Here is a 15,657-nt window from a genome sequence, read left to right as displayed (position 1 = left end):
GATTTTATACCTTTATGGTATTACTTAATTTTTTTTGGAAATGGATTTTGTTACTACTGCTGGTACTTCTCTTGCTTACAGTACCAAGTTACGCTCAAAAAAACCAAGCCAACCCCGATACTTTAAAAAACACTGAAGCCGATACAACCCGTAAAAAGCTGGATTCCGATAAAATATTAGCGGATATAAAAGCTTATTCGAAACGCAAAACAATAATGGGCCGCCTGATGAAAGCCGTTTTCCGGTTCGATCGGAAGCCGGAACCCATTGGGGTAAACGCCGAAGTGCTAAACAATCAATATAAAAAGCACGGGTATAAGATTGTAAGGAATATTTATATTAAAAATTTAGATGCTTTTGGCTACTCCATTACCGATACTTTACGGGAGCCCGTTAACTTTTTAGAAAAAGCCGGCAACTCCCTGCACATTAAAACCCACCAGGGCCGCATCCGCAACAAATTACTTTTTAAACCAGGCCAACCCCTCGACCCGCTGGATTTAAGCGAATCGGAGCGTTTGTTGCGCCAGACGGATTATATTTTAGATGCCCGGGTAACGGTAAACGAAAAAACCTCTACCCGTGACAGCGTAGATATTGTGGTTATTACCAAGGATATTTTTTCGATTAGCGCGGGCGGCTCGTATAATGCCGGGAACGGTTCTGGGCGGATAGTATTGCGCGATATTAACTTTATTGGCAGTGGCCATCAGATTCGTAACACGTACCGGTTTGGGCTCGACTCGGTGCAGCAATCGTACGAGTACACGGGCAGCTACCGGGTAGAAAATATTTATAAAACTTTTATCAGTAGCGAGTTAATTTATCGCGACGAAGTGAACTACAAACAAAAAGGAGCCAGCTTGCAGCGCGACTTTTTCTCGATTAATACCAAGTACGCCGGTGCGATTGCGCTTAACTGGTACAACATTCCTACGTACGTTCGCTTATCCGACTCTACGGGCCGCCGGCAGAATATTGCATTTTCTACGCAGGATTTTTGGTTGGGCAAATCGTTCCGGTTTAAATCATATAACCTGGGTTTTGATAACCGCGCCCGGATTATTACTTCGGCCCGCATGATTGCTACCCGCTACCCCTCCCCTCCTACCGACGAGTACCAGAGTAATACTTTTTTTCTGGCCGGTGTGGGGTACACGTATCGTAAATATTATAAAGACAAATACTTATTTGGCTTTGGCCGTACTGAAGATATTCCGGCGGGTAATTTACTGGCTTTTACTTACGGTTTCGAGAACGGGAACAAATACAACCGGCGCTACATGAATATTAAAGGCGGCTTTGGCAAATACAACCGGGAATTTGGCTATTTAAACGTAACTGCCGAGTTCGATACCTACATCAGGGATAAAAAGTGGGAACAAGGCGAAATTGCGGCAGATATCCTGTATTTTACTAAACTATACCACTGGGACAACTGGCAGGTACGTCATTTTTTCTGGGGTCGCACTTCTTTTGGGCTAAATCGCAAGTACGGCGAAAACGTATTAAACGTCAATAAATTACAGGGTATCCGGGGGTTTAGCTCCGACGAACGGGGTACCCGCAAATTTGTGCTTAATTACGAAAACAACCTGTATACTCCTTTTTCTTTTATCGGTTTTAGGTTTGCCATTGTGGCTTTTGCTGATTTTGCCTGGCTTTCTACGGGCAACAGCAGCAACCCTTTTTTAACCAGACCTTTGCAGGGCTACGGCATCGGGTTCCGGTTTCATAACGAGTACACTACTTTTAACACCATCCAAATATCAGTGGGCTTTTATCCGCAGGGCCCCACTACCATTAAAACGTACCCTTCTACCCGGCCTTATTACGAATTCAACGATTTTATTTATTCCCGTCCCATTACTTCGGTTTTTGGCGATGGTATTTACCGGTAGCTGTTTTATTCTTTCCGGCGCTTTCTTTATAAATCCTGCTTCTAATTTTAATCCTTCAATTAGCTGTTAAGCGGAAATCTTAATTTTTAAGTAAATTGGTTTACAGTCATTTACAACTAAATATTAAATGTAATTTGTTGGACTGTTTGTTAAAGCTGCTTTGATAAACTACCTACCACCTCTGCTTTTTTAAAAATTTTAAAATCTGCTGTAATGTTTTTGGGCTGGTGTCGTCTTTGTTTTTGAATGGACTTACAAACGTTTAAACAGAAAGTTTTACCCACCCGGGACAAGCTTTTCCGGCTGGCCAAAACCATGCTGCGCCACCACGAAGAAGCCGAAGATGCCCTACAGGAAGTCTTTCTGAAACTTTGGTCCAATCAGCAAAAACTGGAAGCTTGCCAAAGTGTAGAAGCCTTTGCCATGACGGTAACCAAAAATTTGTGCCTGGATAAGTTAAAGGTAAAAGCGCCCAAACACCTGGCCGATGTAGCCGAACTGGAAATTGACTCGGGGGCCCAATCGCCGCACGTGAGTTATGAGTTAAGCAACAGTGCCGAGGTAATGCGCCAGTTAGTAGACCAATTGCCGGAGCAGCAAAAATTGATTCTGCACTTACGCGACGTGGAAGGATACTCTTTTGAAGAAATAGAACAAATTACGCAGTTACCCATCAATACCATCCGGGTTAATTTATCCAGAGCCCGCAAATGGGTGCGCGAACGTTATTTAAAAATTGAAAAATATGAAGTGGGATAATATAGAAGAGCTGCTGGAACGCTACTACGAAGCGGAAACTACCCTGGAGGAAGAAAATTACCTACGCCAGTACTTTACCCAAACCGAAGTACCACCCAGTTTAAAAGCAGCGCAAGCACATTTTAAGTTTATGGAAGCGCAACAGAACGAAAAACTTACCGGCTACACCCACGATGATTGGTTGTTCGCCAAAATAGAAGAACCCAAAGGCCGCGGCTTTTTCCTGAAACCCGATTCTTTTAACTGGTTGTGGCAGGTAGCCGCCAGCGTAGCCTTACTCGTTATTGGCTTTTGGTTTGGTTCGCGGCAGATAACGAACAATACTATCCAGCCCGAGGTAGCCGCTTTGCGCCAGGAAGTACAAAATTTTAAAAAAATCCTTTCGCCCAAAGCCACTGAGAGTACTACCGCTTCGGAGCGATTACTAGTAGTGCAACGAAAAATTAAAAAAGCCCCGGCCGATAAAGAAATTATTCAGATTTTAATTAATGCTATGAACTTCGACCCGAACGTGAACGTGCGATTGGCGGCTTGCGAATCTTTGTTTCAGTACCGGCAACAACCCATGGTGCGCGAAGCTTACATTCAATCCTTACAAATTCAAACCGACCCGAATGTGCAGGCCATGCTGATTGATATTCTGGTGGCCTTAAAAGAAAAACAAGCCGTGGATCAGGTTAAAAAATTAACCCAAAAGCCCAATCTGCAGCCAACTATTAAACTAAAAGCGCAGCAAGCCATTGGCATTCTGATTTAGAAAATCTAAAAATCAAAAAATTTAAAAAATTAACAGTTATGGTGGCAGCAGAAGGCCTAGTCTGCTATTCTTAATCTGTATTTCCTGCTTTAATTAAACTCATTTTTTACAGCTAATTCTTATGAAAAAGTTACTACTATATACGGCTTTTAGCGCTCTGTTTATTCCCGCTGGTCAGGCTCAGGCAACTGAAAAACAGGCAGATACCCATGAATTTAACTTTAACCTGGTACTGGATACTTCTATTACCCACGCCTACGCGGCTGTAGAAAATCCCATTCAAGAAGCAGATTACCAGGATGCCCAGCCAAGTGAGCGCCGGGAATACAAAATAAAAATCGGCAATAATGCAGGCAACCAGGTGCGGATTGTAATGGCCAGCAGCGAAGTAAAAATTATGGGCCACAACTCGGATGAAGTAATAATCGAAACCAACGATTATCAGGCTCCCCCGGCCCGGGCCAAAGGTTTAAAAGCGCTGTATAATTCCGGCGAAGATAATACCGGCATGGGCTTATCGGTAACCCGCGAAGGCAATGTTTTGCAGATTATAAAAGCCCAGAAAACCGACGGAAAATACACCATCCGGGTGCCTAAAAAAGTAGCGGTAAGTTACACCGAAGCCAACTGGAACGGCGGCGATTTTGAGCTAAACGATGTAGACGGCGAAATAGAGTTAAAACTCAACAACTCCCAAGCGCAACTCAACAACGTATCGGGCCCCATAATAGCCAACAGCACCAACGGCGGCATTCAAGTAAAATTTAAAAATGTTAACCAGCAAAAGCCTTCGTCTATTTCGGTAGTTGACGGGGAAATTGATCTTACCTTGCCTGCCAATACCAAAGCCAACTGGAAGCTGCGTTCGATTAGCGGCGAAGTTTATACCGATTTTGACATGGCTTTGCCCAAAGAAAAAACCGATTTGCAGAAAATAGCTGGCAGCAGTACCGTAGAGGGCAAAACTAACGGCGGCGGCGTAGAAATGAACATCTACACCATTAACAGTGATATTTTTATCCGCAAAAGCAAGTAAACTTCTAGCGCTCACCTTTAAATTTAAAAATCATGAAAAAGTTATTGCTTTTTATGCTGGCTAACTGGGGGGTACTGTCCATTGCTTTGGCGCAACAAGTAGTAGAAAAAACCTTACCCGTAGCCGCTAATCAAAAAATAGATTTACAATTAAAATTTGGTGATGCCATTAAAATTACCGCCTGGGATAAAAAAGAAGTATACGTAAAAGTTACTTACAACATTAATTCCGGTAAGCTGAATAATGCTTTAAAGTTAAATTTTAGTTCGGAGAGCAGTGGCCCCCAGGTAACCGTTGACCTGGATCACGAAATTTTAAAAAAAGGCAAAGCTGAGGATTGTCCGGACAACAAAAATAAAGGCAATCGCAACTCCCATAATGGCCAGCAGTATTTTACCTGTACGCAAATTGATTACGAAATTAAAGTACCCCGCGAGGGCAATCTGGTAGTAAATACCATTAACGGCAACATAGAACTAAACGGATTAACCGGCTCCGTAAACGCTAAATCTATTAGTGGGTTTGTAGACATGAACTGGCCCGGCAAAAAAGGCGCAACCGTAGCATTAAAAACCATTACCGGCGAAGTATACTCCGATTTAAACATTGCCTTTACCAACAAGCAAAAAGAAATTCCGCTGGTGGGCTATCAGTTAAAAGGCAATCTCAACGGCGGCGGCCCACAAGTAAACCTGGAAACCATTAGCAACAACGTTTACTTCCGGAAGAAAGAATAAGTGCTCTCCTATGCTGGCTAAAATTATCGAATCCACTTTTCAGCTAAACTATTTTTAGAAAGCAACTCCTACCGGAGTTGCTTTTTTATTTATCCAGAAGCATCAACTTCTTCATCAACTTCTTACTTTCAAAGCCTTACAAAGAGTAACCGTTATAACCACATTTCCTTACGCATAGCCAGCGTTAAGTCAATTCGGCTTGCGGCTTATTAAGCTTTCTGATTAAACCAATAGCTTAGCTTTAATTACATGCTTGTAACGCTTTTTTTAAATATTATCTTTTTTGAATGGTTCGGGATATAATGCGCACATCAACATCAGTTACTAATAAGTAATGGGCCAGGTTAATTCCATAGGTTAGAGGTTAAAGTTACTTATTCAAAGTATTGAAAAACAACAATTTAAATTAACAACAACCAACTACCGCGTATTTTAATCTTAATATCTCCTGAATTATTTACTTATTTTTACCTCGAAATTGGTAAGCTTTCTGTTTGTGCCTGCCTAAGTAAACCATTTAAATGAGTTATAATTTTAAAGTTATAAGCCACCTGTATATGGCTGCAGAAAATAAAAAATTTAAAAATTTCCTGGCAGTAAGTATTTTCTTTTGGTTTCTATGTCTCACTTTTTCAGCATCGGCGCATAAAATTTCTATCCGGGGTGTAGTATACGGCAAAAACACCAACACTCCCTTACCCGGGGCTACCGTACAGCTACTAAACACCCCTAAAATATCTACCACCGATAATTTTGGCGTATACATTTTCACCGACTTAGCCGATGGCGCCTATGAATTGCAGATTTCTTACCTGGGCTACGTGCAAAGCCGGACTACCGTAGAAGTAAGCAGTATAACTCCAACCAAAGTAGTTACGCACCTGGAACCCGGCAATTTACAACTATCCGAAGTAGCCGTTTCGGCAACGCAGGATAAGCCCCTGAATATTATCAGCGCGGTAGATTTACAAATGCGGCCTCTCCAGAACTCCCAGGAAATTTTGCGTTTTATACCGGGTTTAGTTATAGCGCAGCACGCGGGCGGTGGTAAAGCCGAACAGATTTTTCTGCGGGGTTTTGATATTGACCACGGCACCGATATGAACTTAACTGCTGATGGCATGCCGGTTAATATGGTGTCGCACGCGCACGGACAAGGTTATTCCGATCTGCATTTTTTAATTCCCGAAACCATTCAGGCCGTGGATTTTGGCAAAGGACCGTACCAGGCCAATAAAGGCAATTTTGCCACTGCCGGTTACGCCGACTTTCGCACCCGCACCGCTCTGGATAAAAACAGTTTAAAACTAGAAGCTGGCCGTTTTGATAATTACCGGGCCTTGGGTATGTTTAATGTACTAGGGCCAGCAGCCCGGCAGAATCATCAGAACGCTTACGTAGCCGCCGAGTATTTATTCAGCAACGGGTATTTTGATTTGCCCCAGGATTTAAATCGCTTCAACGTATTAGGCCGTTACCAAGTTATTATCAACGATAAAACCATTATCAACGCCTCACTTTCGGCTTTCCGGAGTAACTGGGGCGCTTCGGGCCAGATTCCGGAACGAGCGGTAAAACAAGGCCTTATCAGCCGGTTCGGCGCCATCGATAGCAGCGAAGGCGGCAGCACGGCGCGTTACAACGCTACCGTTTCTTTAGAAAGAATGCTGGCGCACGATGCCGTCCTTAAAAATCAATTATACCTGATAAAGTACGATTTTGATTTGTACTCTAACTTTACTTTGTTTCTGAACGATCCGGTAAACGGCGACGAAATCCGGCAACGCGAGAAACGCACCATTTACGGGTATCAGGGCAATTTAGAGAAAGAGTTTAGTTTACTGGGCAAACCGCTGCGGAGCGATATCGGGCTTGGCTTGCGTTACGACGATGTGAACGGCTCGGAGTTATCGCGCAACCGTAACCAAACTTTTTTAGCGCCAGTACAAAAAGGCAATATAAACGAAGCTAATGCTTTTGCCTACGTAAGCGAAACCTGGGAACTATCGCCGCGCTTGTCGGTAAATGCCGCTTTACGCTTCGATCAGTTTTATTTTAAATACCAGAACCTACTCCCGAACGACACGTTGGCTACGGTACTAAAAGCGAACCGCCACCGGCTTAGCCCCAAGTTAAATATTTCGTACGCCCTCTCCCCTGCCGTACAAGTTTATTTAAATACTGGTCAGGGCTTTCACTCCAACGATGCCCGGGTTTCGGTGCAGCCTAATGCCCGCGGAATTTTACCGAAAGCTACTGGCACCGATTTAGGCTTTACCTTTAAACCGTTTGATCGTTTGTTTATGAACGCGGCGTTGTGGTTCCTGGATTTAGAGCAAGAATTAGTGTACGTGGGCGACGAAGGTATTGTGGAACCATCGGGCAAAACCCGGCGCTATGGCCTGAATTTTTCGGCGCGTTACCAGCTCACCAATAATCTTTTTGCCGACGCCGACGTGAACCTGGCTAAACCCCGCGCCCGCCATACCGATGCCGGCGCTTATTACATTCCGCTTGCCCCTACTGCTACGAGCGTGGGTGGTTTTACTTACCAAACCCCGAATAAATTCCGGGGCAGTTTGCGGTACCGCTACGTAGCCGACCGCCCCGCTAACGAAGATTACAGCTTAACCGCCGACGGTTATTTTTTACTCGATGCCGTAGCTGCTTACACCGTTAAAAAACTGGAATTTAAAATTAGCGCCGAAAACCTGCTGAACCAGGAATGGAAAGAAGCCCAGTTCGAAACCGAATCGCGGCTCCGGCACGAAACCGAACCCGTAACGGAAATTAACTTTACGCCGGGTTCGCCATTTTTTATAAAAGCGGGCATCACGTATTCTTTCTAAGTTTTACAAACTATTTATTAAATTACTCAACTTACTTCGTGCGGGATTTTTAAATTCTACAGTTTAGGGTTAAGAGATTATACGTTTAAATCTAAGTAAATCTACCGGAAACGCAGAGCCTTATTTGCCAGATTAACCACCTGGTTTTGTTCAAACCCATTACTCTATGCTACTCTTTCATAATTAGCTATTATCTTTGGGGCGGGTAGTACAAGCCGGCTATTAGATATACATTTTTTCTCAACAACCGCTTGGTAAGGTAGCAAATACAGCAGAATATAAAGCAACAGTTACATTCCTGGCTTTGAGCGATATACCAAAAACTAACGCGTAACAAGATTTTGTTCCTGACACTAAGTTGTTTCTTCTTACGTAATCATCATTTAACATTTAATTAAACAGCATGGTAGCCATTGGCGATTACAACGAACTGGAAATTGCAAAAGAAGTAGATTTTGGCGTTTACCTGGATTCGGAAGACGGGGAAATTTTACTGCCCACGAAATACGTACCCGACGATGCCCGCGTAGGCGACCTGTTACGCGTTTTTATTTACCGCGATTCCGAGGACCGGATGATTGCCACTACGCTGGAACCAAAAGCCAAAGTAGGCGATTTTGCTGCGCTCCGGGTAAAAGATACCAACCAATACGGCGCTTTCCTGGACTGGGGGCTGGAGAAAGACTTATTTGTGCCCTTTAATAACCAGCGCGACAAAATGCAGGCCGGCCGCAGCTACGTGGTTTACGTTTACCTCGACGATAGCTCCGACCGCATTGTGGGCACCGCCAAATACGAGAAATTTTTAAAAAAAGAAGTAGATAACTTAACCGAAGGGCAGGAAGTAAACTTAATCATAGCCGGTTACACCGATTTAGGTTTTAAAGTAATCATTAATAACCAGTACCTGGGTATGCTGTATAAAAACGAAGTGTTCCGGGAGTTAAGTATTGGGGAACAAACCAAGGGCTACGTTAAAAAAATCCGGGAAGACCAGAAAATAGACGTTACCTTGCAGCGCACCGGTTTCGGGGAAGTAAAAGATGCCGCCCAAATAATTCTGGACAAACTGCGCGCCACCAACGGCCAACTGCCCTTATCTGACCATTCCCATCCGGACGAAATTTATCAAACGCTGGGCATGAGCAAAAAAACGTTTAAAAAAGCCATTGGCACCTTGTACCGCCAGGGCCAGATTGTTTTGCAAGAGCAAGGCATTGCGTTGAGCAGCCAGCTAGAAGAGTAATCAACAATTCAATTAAAATATTTTTAAAAATTTCAATTTCTGGAATTCAGAATTTTAAGAAGGCTCCTTTTTTTGGTCCTTTTCTTAGCTCGAACTCAGGTTAGTGTAGCAATTTGCCTCAGGCGCGGCAAACGCGTTAAGATAAATTCAAAAAACTAAAATTTTAAAAAATCACTTTTCAAGAATTTAAATAACACTACCCCAAATATTTAGCAACCTACATTAGCCGGAAGCTTGACTTAATTTAAGCCAAGGCACTTTTTTCTTGTTGGGCCAGGTATTCGTTGGGTTGCACCTGAAATTGTTCTTTAAAGCATTTAGAGAAGTACGATAAGCTGTTAAAGCCTACTTCAAAAGCTACTTCTGATACGTTGCCGGCGCGGGCTTGCAGCAACTGGGCGGCTCTTTTCAGGCGCATGCTCCGCAAAAAATCACTGGTACTTTGGCCGGTAAGGGCGGTTAACTTGCGGTGCAGTTGCATGCGGCTCATGCCTATTTCGCGGCTAAATTCCTCGGCTCCAAAATCGGAATCGCTCAGATTTTCTTCAACTACTTTTATTGCTTTCTCTAAAAATTTCTCATCTACCGACGATACGGTAATTTCCTGCGGCTTTACCCAAATTTCTTTCCCGAAGCGCTCGCGTAATTTCCGCCGGCTTTCTACCAGGTTGCGCACTCTTATTTGCAACTCCTGGGGGTTAAAAGGTTTGGTCAGGTAATCATCGGCGCCGGTTTCCAGGCCTTGTAATTTGCTCTCGGGAGTAGCCAGAGCCGTTAGTAAAATAACCGGAATGTGGCTGGTACGCTCGTCGGTTTTTACGTGGTGGCAAAGCGCCATACCGTCCATTTCGGGCATCATTAAATCGCTGATAATTAAATCCGGCACCTGGCTTACGGCTTTCTGCAGACCTAAACTGCCGTTTTCACTTTCCAGAACAGTATAAGCGTTTTCTAAGTGCTTCCGGATATAACTCCGCAAATCCAGGTTATCTTCTACAATTAACAATACCGGTTTTTCTGGTTGCGTTACCGCTGCCGCCGCCAACTCCGGAGCAATATCTATTTCTATTTTAGCAGAAGCGGCAGCAAGGTTTAACTCCGGGGCTAGATTTAATGAAAAGGGCGCTAGCTCCTGCACCGGGGCTTCCAGCAAGGGCAATTGCACGATAAAGCGGGCACCGGCGGCAGGGCTGTTTTCGGCCCAGACTTTTCCGCCGTGTAAAGCCACCAGTTCTTTTACCAGAGCCAGGCCAATTCCGGTTCCTTGCTGGTCGCTGGTGTATTTTTGGGAGCCCTGGTAAAACCGTTCGAATACTTTATCGAGTTGCTCCGGGGCAATGCCGGGTCCGGTATCCTGTACCAGCCCCCGAATGAGCCATTCACCGCCGGGTACCACCGCAAACAATTCTACTTTTAGCTGAATTTCACCTCCGTCCGGCGAAAACTTAAAGGCATTGGAAAGTAAGTTCGAGAAAATCTTTTCGAGTTTATCGGCATCGAACCGGAAAAAAGCCGGCGTTTCCGGAAGAATAAAATCAAACTTAATCCGCCGGAACTCGGCCAACGACGAAAACGAACCTGCCAGCATCCGGAAAAACTGCATTAAATCGCCGGCCTGGGGTTGCAGCGTTAATTGCCCGGATTCCAGCTTCGATAAATCCAGCAGTTGATTAATTAACTCGAGCAAACGCTGGGCATTGCGGTGTATGGCCCGTACTTCTTTTTCTTCCAGGGTAAGGTTCACGGGTGGCGGTTGATGGCGGAGTTGCACTATTTTATCCGACAAACTGCCCAAAATAATAGTAAGCGGCGTCCGGAATTCGTGCGAAATATTGGCGAAAAAAGTAGATTTTACCTGGTCGAGTTCCTGCAATTTTAAAGTTTGCTGTTCCAGTTCCTGCGCTTGTAGTTCTAGTACCTGGGCCAAAGCTTCTAGTTGTGCGTTTTTACCGGCTAATTCTTTGTTTTTGCTGGCCAGTTCTTTGCTTTTGGCCACCAGTAACTTATCCTGTTTAATTTTTAAACGCTGGCGGCTGTATAATAAAGCCCCGAACAAGAGCGCAGCTAATAACCCAGCCAGCGATATATTCCGGATTAAATCTTCGCGTTGCTGGTCTTTTTTTAATAATTCAATTTCGGCCTGTTTTTTCTCGACCTGGTAATTGGCTTGTAGCTGGGCTATTTCGTGGGTATTCTGGTCGTTAAAGATAGAATCTTTTAAAGCGCTGGCTTTGGTTTGCATGGCAAAAGCCGCGGCATAATTCTGGTTCTGCGCGTATGCTTCCGTTAAGCCCTTATAAGCATCCAGTTTATCCAGTACCAAGTGGTGTTCGGAGGCAATTTTTAAAGATTTTTGATACAGCGGAATAGCCGCATTGGCTTGTTTTTTCTGCAGCAATACCGCCCCCATGCCATGCAACGCCACTATCGTGGAATTGTTAAACTGATTAGGTTCGCTAATAGCTAAAGCTTTTTGGTGGTAGGCATACGCTTGATCGTATTGTTTTAAACTATAATTAACCAGGCCCAGATTATTGTAACTACCTACCTGCCCGCGCGCAATTTTAAAAGTATCAAATATTTCCTGGGCTTGTTGCAGGTAATTTACCGCTTGCTGGTATTGGTGCCATTCGCGGTAAGTATTACCGATGCAATTTAAAGCATAAGCTTTACTGGGTAAGTTATTTACCGCACCTAAAAGTTTAATGGCTTTAAAATTATAACCCAGCGATTGTTTGTATTTTTTTTGGTTTTGCAGCATTACGCCCAGGTAACTATAAATAAGGCCCTGGGCTTCCGGGTCGTTTCTTGCTTCGGCGATTTTTAAACTTTTTAAATAAAATTCGAGGGCTTGGGTATAGTTGCCGGTATCTTCGTAAATCATGGCCAGGTTGGAGTAGCTTACCCCTATGCCTTTTTCGTCGTGGGCTTGGTTATAGTAGTGCAGCGCTTTCCGGAAGTTGTTTAGGGCTGGCTGGGTCTGGTTTAATTTATAGTAATAATTGCCTAAACAGGTGTAGCTCGTACCAATGCCTTGCAAAAAATTTATTTTTTTAGCTAGCTGCAACCCCTCTAAGGCCAAGGCTTTGCTTTGGTCTAAATTGCTGGTCCAGGAGCGGTACTGGCCCGATAATTTATTTAAAATAATTACCCGGTTAGTGTCGGGGCGCGTTGTGGCCAATACTTTTTCGAGGCTATCTATTTTACCGGGCTGGGCGAAAACCGGCAAACATACCACCAACCAACAGCAGATCAGGCAGGATAAAATAACAGCTTTCACGGGTATTAGATAAGTAATAGTAAATCTTTGTAAAAGGTATACCATTATTTAACTATTCCCAAAGAAATAAGCTAAGTATTTCGGGATTTTAGAAAAACAAAGCACTTGTAAAGGTAAAACAATCAGGTAAATACAAATTATGCTTATATAAAACAACCATTAAACGCACCTTAAGCAAATTCGTATTGCCGGCCTTTAACGCGAATGCTTTTATCTTTAATCGCAAAGCAAATTATTGGGGCTGGTCTTCAATTTATCGCCTTTCGTTTAGTTCGCTAATTTGGCTTTGGCCTCTTCCAGGGAACCCACAAAATTAATCCGGCCTATTTTGTTGCTCTCGTACATAAAGTCTTTTAAGCTTTTGCTGCTGAACTTAGAAAAATCGCCCACGATGGCCAGCCTCATGTTATACGTAGAAAACTTCTGCAGAATTTCGCCGGCGATTCCGGTTTTTAAATCAAAAAAATCGGGAGTTATATTTTCGGCACGCAAAATAATACCGTCGGCGCCCTGGTAACCGCAATTAGCCATTAAATCTAAAGCATCCTGGTTGTTTTTAATTTCTACACCGTTGCCGGTAACTTCCGCCATATTTACTCCCTGGGCTTGTATTAAATTAATCTCCATAACAAGTTTGATCAGACTGAAAATTTTAAAAATTTAAAATTTTAAAAATATAAAATCCATGGAAAGGTAAGTACTTTATTAAAACAGGAAAGAGGTAACAAGTAAAATACCTGTACCTCATCCGGATAAAACAACTAATCCTGGTTGTTACTTTTTATCTAAACCAGCGGCTCCGTCCTGATTTTTTAAAATTAGCAAGATAAAGGAATAGGCAAATTATTGCGCCACCCCAGTTTTGGGGAGTTGTTGTTTTCGGGTGCTAAGCTTGTGGGTGCGCAGGCCGTTAAATAAAGAATAATGGCTAACGCAAACGCGGCAAATACCAACCGGGTAAATTTTTCCATAGTCATCATAGGAATAATTGAATGGCAGCTCGAATTTTTAAATTTAAAAAATTTACTTCCAGCGGTTCAGGGCATAGCCAAAGCTATACCCTGAAGACGGAATAATCAATAAGTCGAAAATTTTAAATTTTTAAATTTTGGTTGCCGCTACCGCAAATAATTAGAATACAAAAATTACAAATAACAAATAACGATTTAGCGAATAACCACGCGTTGGCTAATGGTTTTACTGTCTATTTTTAAAGCCACCACGTACACGCCGCTGGCTATCTGGGTTACCGGCAAAGCCAACTTATAACTACCCGGTTCTTGTTGTTGCGCCGTTACAAATTGCTGCACCGGAGTCCCCTCCAGGGTATACAGCGCCACGCTTACCACCGCCGTTTTATTTACTTCGTACTGAATATGAAACTGCTCGCTGGCCGGATTCGGGAATAAGGTAAAAGCTTGCAGATTTCCCGTATTATCTGCTGCAGCATTTAAAGCATTAGAAGGCGTAGCAGCCAGTTCCGGGGCAGGAGCGGTTTCGGCGGGTAAAGCGTATATTTGGGCGGTAAACTCTGTAGTAGAATCTACCTCAAAGCCCGGACCAAGTACGATGGAGTCGCCGGCAGTAAAAGTAAAAGCTTCTCCGGGGGTTAAATAAACCGGCCCCAGCGTTTGAATCACTCTCTGGGCCCGGAAATATTGGCCAGAACCATCGGCCTCGCCAGCCCTTTTTTTACGGGCCGGACTGCTTTTTTTCTTCGCAGCAATTTCCGTGGCAGTGATAATTCGTTTTTCGGCGGTTGCTGCTTTCGGGGCGCGCATTTGGGCACATATTGGCAAGGCGCCGGCAAGTAGTAAAACAAAGAGAAATAGTATTTTCATGATGCCATTCTTTAATAAAGCCCGAACCTAGTTTTTACTTGCTTTCAGGGTTTCTACTTCGTGGCGCAATTGCTTGGTTTCTTCGTGGGCTTGCAGCAAATACAAAGTGAGTTCTTCTATTTTTTGCAGTAAAGTGGCCTGCATCGGGCCTAAGTCTACGCCTTCTTGGGCTACCTGGGCTTCCGAAGGCACGTCGGGTAAATGTTTGTTCTCCTTAATATAAGCCGCAACTTCCTCCAGCGAACGCAACTTATAATTATCGGCAAAAACAAAATCCGCCCAGTCTGTTTCTACTTTCAGGCCTTTCGCCCGGATTTTACCATTTACCGAAAGCTTATAATCGCCGGAAGAATTGTTGGTACCAATGCCCATCCAACCATTTACCACTAACTTATTGTTGTTAAACTCGCCGTAAATTAAAGGCGTAGTGGTGCTGGTATTGGCAATGTATAGTTTACTGGAGCCTTTTTCGTTGTAACCGGCATCATTCCCGATAAACACGTTGCTACTGCCCGTTTCATTCATTTTGCCGGCGTTACGGCCCACAAAAACGTTAAAACTACCATTGGTGTTTTTCCAGCCGGCTTCCCGGCCCAGGAATACGTTGTTTAAACCGTAGGTATTATTGGGCCCGGCATCGCGGCCTAAAAACACGTTAGAATTTCCCGAGGTGTTGGCCTGGCCTGCCCGGTAACCAAAGAAAACGTTATCGCCCCCGGTAGTATTGGCTTTACCCGCTTCGTAACCAAAAAAGCTGTTGTTAGAGCCGGAGGTATTACTGTAGCCAGAATAAGCGCCGAAAAAGCTGTTTCTTAAACCGGTATAATTGTTCATGCCGGCCTGATAACCAAAATAACTTTGGCCATCGGCCTGGTTAAGGCTGCCGGCTTCTTTGCCAAAGAAACTGTTGTGGCTCCCCCGGCTTATGTAGCCCGCATTCATCCCGAAAAAGCTATTTCCCTCGCCGGTTTCGTTTTTGGCCCCGGCCTGACTGCCCACAAAGGTATTGTAGCGGCCTGTCTTGTTTAAATAACCGCTTAATGCTCCGAAAAAAGTATTATGAAATCCGGAGGTGTTAACCTGGCCCGAGTAATAGCCCACAAAGGAGTTATAACTGCCGGTATTAACCGCACCCGCATTTTTACCGGCAAAATAAACATTATACTGGCCAAAAGAAGTATGATTGCTTAACAGGATGGTTAGCATAGCGCTAACTAAAATTTTAATAGTTTTCATGGAGTAAAAGGATTG

Annotated in this window: 12 protein-coding genes; 7 read left to right on the top strand and 5 right to left on the bottom strand. The window is 43.8% G+C overall.

From position 1 onward, the window contains the following. Positions 1-71 precede the first annotated feature (71 nt). From HUW51_RS14555 to HUW51_RS14525, 7 genes are all read left to right on the top strand, one after another. Positions 72-1,901 carry a POTRA domain-containing protein gene (locus HUW51_RS14555; protein ID WP_185270365.1) on the top strand — a complete coding sequence of 610 codons (1,830 nt, stop codon included), beginning with the start codon at positions 72-74 and terminating at the stop codon, positions 1,899-1,901. Between the two features lie 246 nt (positions 1,902-2,147). Beyond that, positions 2,148-2,660, top strand: a complete 513-nt coding sequence (locus HUW51_RS14550) for an RNA polymerase sigma factor (RefSeq protein WP_185270364.1) — start codon at positions 2,148-2,150, stop codon at positions 2,658-2,660. Beyond that, positions 2,647-3,417, top strand: coding sequence for a HEAT repeat domain-containing protein (locus HUW51_RS14545; RefSeq protein WP_185270363.1), 771 nt, complete (start codon positions 2,647-2,649; stop codon positions 3,415-3,417). Before HUW51_RS14550 ends, HUW51_RS14545 begins: the two co-directional genes overlap by 14 nt. Before the next feature lie 121 nt (positions 3,418-3,538). Beyond that, positions 3,539-4,453, top strand: a complete 915-nt coding sequence (locus tag HUW51_RS14540) for a DUF4097 family beta strand repeat-containing protein (protein ID WP_228466646.1) — start codon at positions 3,539-3,541, stop codon at positions 4,451-4,453. A gap of 32 nt (positions 4,454-4,485) precedes the next feature. Continuing rightward, entirely contained in the window at positions 4,486-5,190 is a 705-nt protein-coding gene (locus HUW51_RS14535) for a DUF4097 family beta strand repeat-containing protein (RefSeq protein ID WP_185270362.1), read from the top strand. A 557-nt stretch (positions 5,191-5,747) separates the two neighbouring features. Beyond that, on the top strand, positions 5,748-8,039 hold the full coding sequence (locus HUW51_RS14530; RefSeq protein ID WP_185270361.1) for a TonB-dependent receptor: 2,292 nt from the start codon (positions 5,748-5,750) through the stop codon (positions 8,037-8,039). Positions 8,040-8,442: 403 nt separating this feature from the next. Further along, entirely contained in the window at positions 8,443-9,285 is an 843-nt protein-coding gene (locus HUW51_RS14525; protein WP_185270360.1) for a CvfB family protein, read from the top strand. 244 nt (positions 9,286-9,529) lie between these two features. On the opposite strand, the gene HUW51_RS14520 is transcribed toward HUW51_RS14525, so the two are convergent. The 5 genes from HUW51_RS14520 to HUW51_RS14500 all read right to left on the bottom strand — a co-directional run bounded on the left by HUW51_RS14520 (position 9,530) and on the right by HUW51_RS14500 (position 15,642). Then, a complete protein-coding gene (locus HUW51_RS14520; protein WP_185270359.1) occupies positions 9,530-12,565 on the bottom strand; it encodes a hybrid sensor histidine kinase/response regulator transcription factor in 3,036 nt (1,011 codons plus the stop codon). Positions 12,566-12,832: 267 nt separating this feature from the next. Beyond that, the gene (locus HUW51_RS14515) at positions 12,833-13,192 is read right to left on the bottom strand and encodes a DUF4180 domain-containing protein (RefSeq protein ID WP_185270358.1); all 360 of its coding nucleotides are present in this window, start codon (positions 13,190-13,192) and stop codon (positions 12,833-12,835) included. 191 nt (positions 13,193-13,383) lie between these two features. Continuing rightward, a complete protein-coding gene (locus HUW51_RS14510; protein WP_185270357.1) occupies positions 13,384-13,536 on the bottom strand; it encodes a hypothetical protein in 153 nt (50 codons plus the stop codon). Between the two features lie 195 nt (positions 13,537-13,731). Continuing rightward, entirely contained in the window at positions 13,732-14,406 is a 675-nt protein-coding gene (locus tag HUW51_RS14505) for a T9SS type A sorting domain-containing protein (RefSeq protein WP_185270356.1), read from the bottom strand. Positions 14,407-14,433: 27 nt separating this feature from the next. Further along, positions 14,434-15,642 carry a hypothetical protein gene (locus tag HUW51_RS14500; RefSeq protein ID WP_185270355.1) on the bottom strand — a complete coding sequence of 403 codons (1,209 nt, stop codon included), beginning with the start codon at positions 15,640-15,642 and terminating at the stop codon, positions 14,434-14,436. Positions 15,643-15,657 lie beyond the last annotated feature (15 nt).

It is taken from the genome of Adhaeribacter swui, assembly GCF_014217805.1.
Classification (GTDB): Bacteria; Bacteroidota; Bacteroidia; order Cytophagales; family Hymenobacteraceae; genus Adhaeribacter; species Adhaeribacter swui.
The sequence above is the reverse complement of the archived record's forward strand: the minus strand, read 5'-3'. Positions and strand labels throughout refer to the sequence as shown.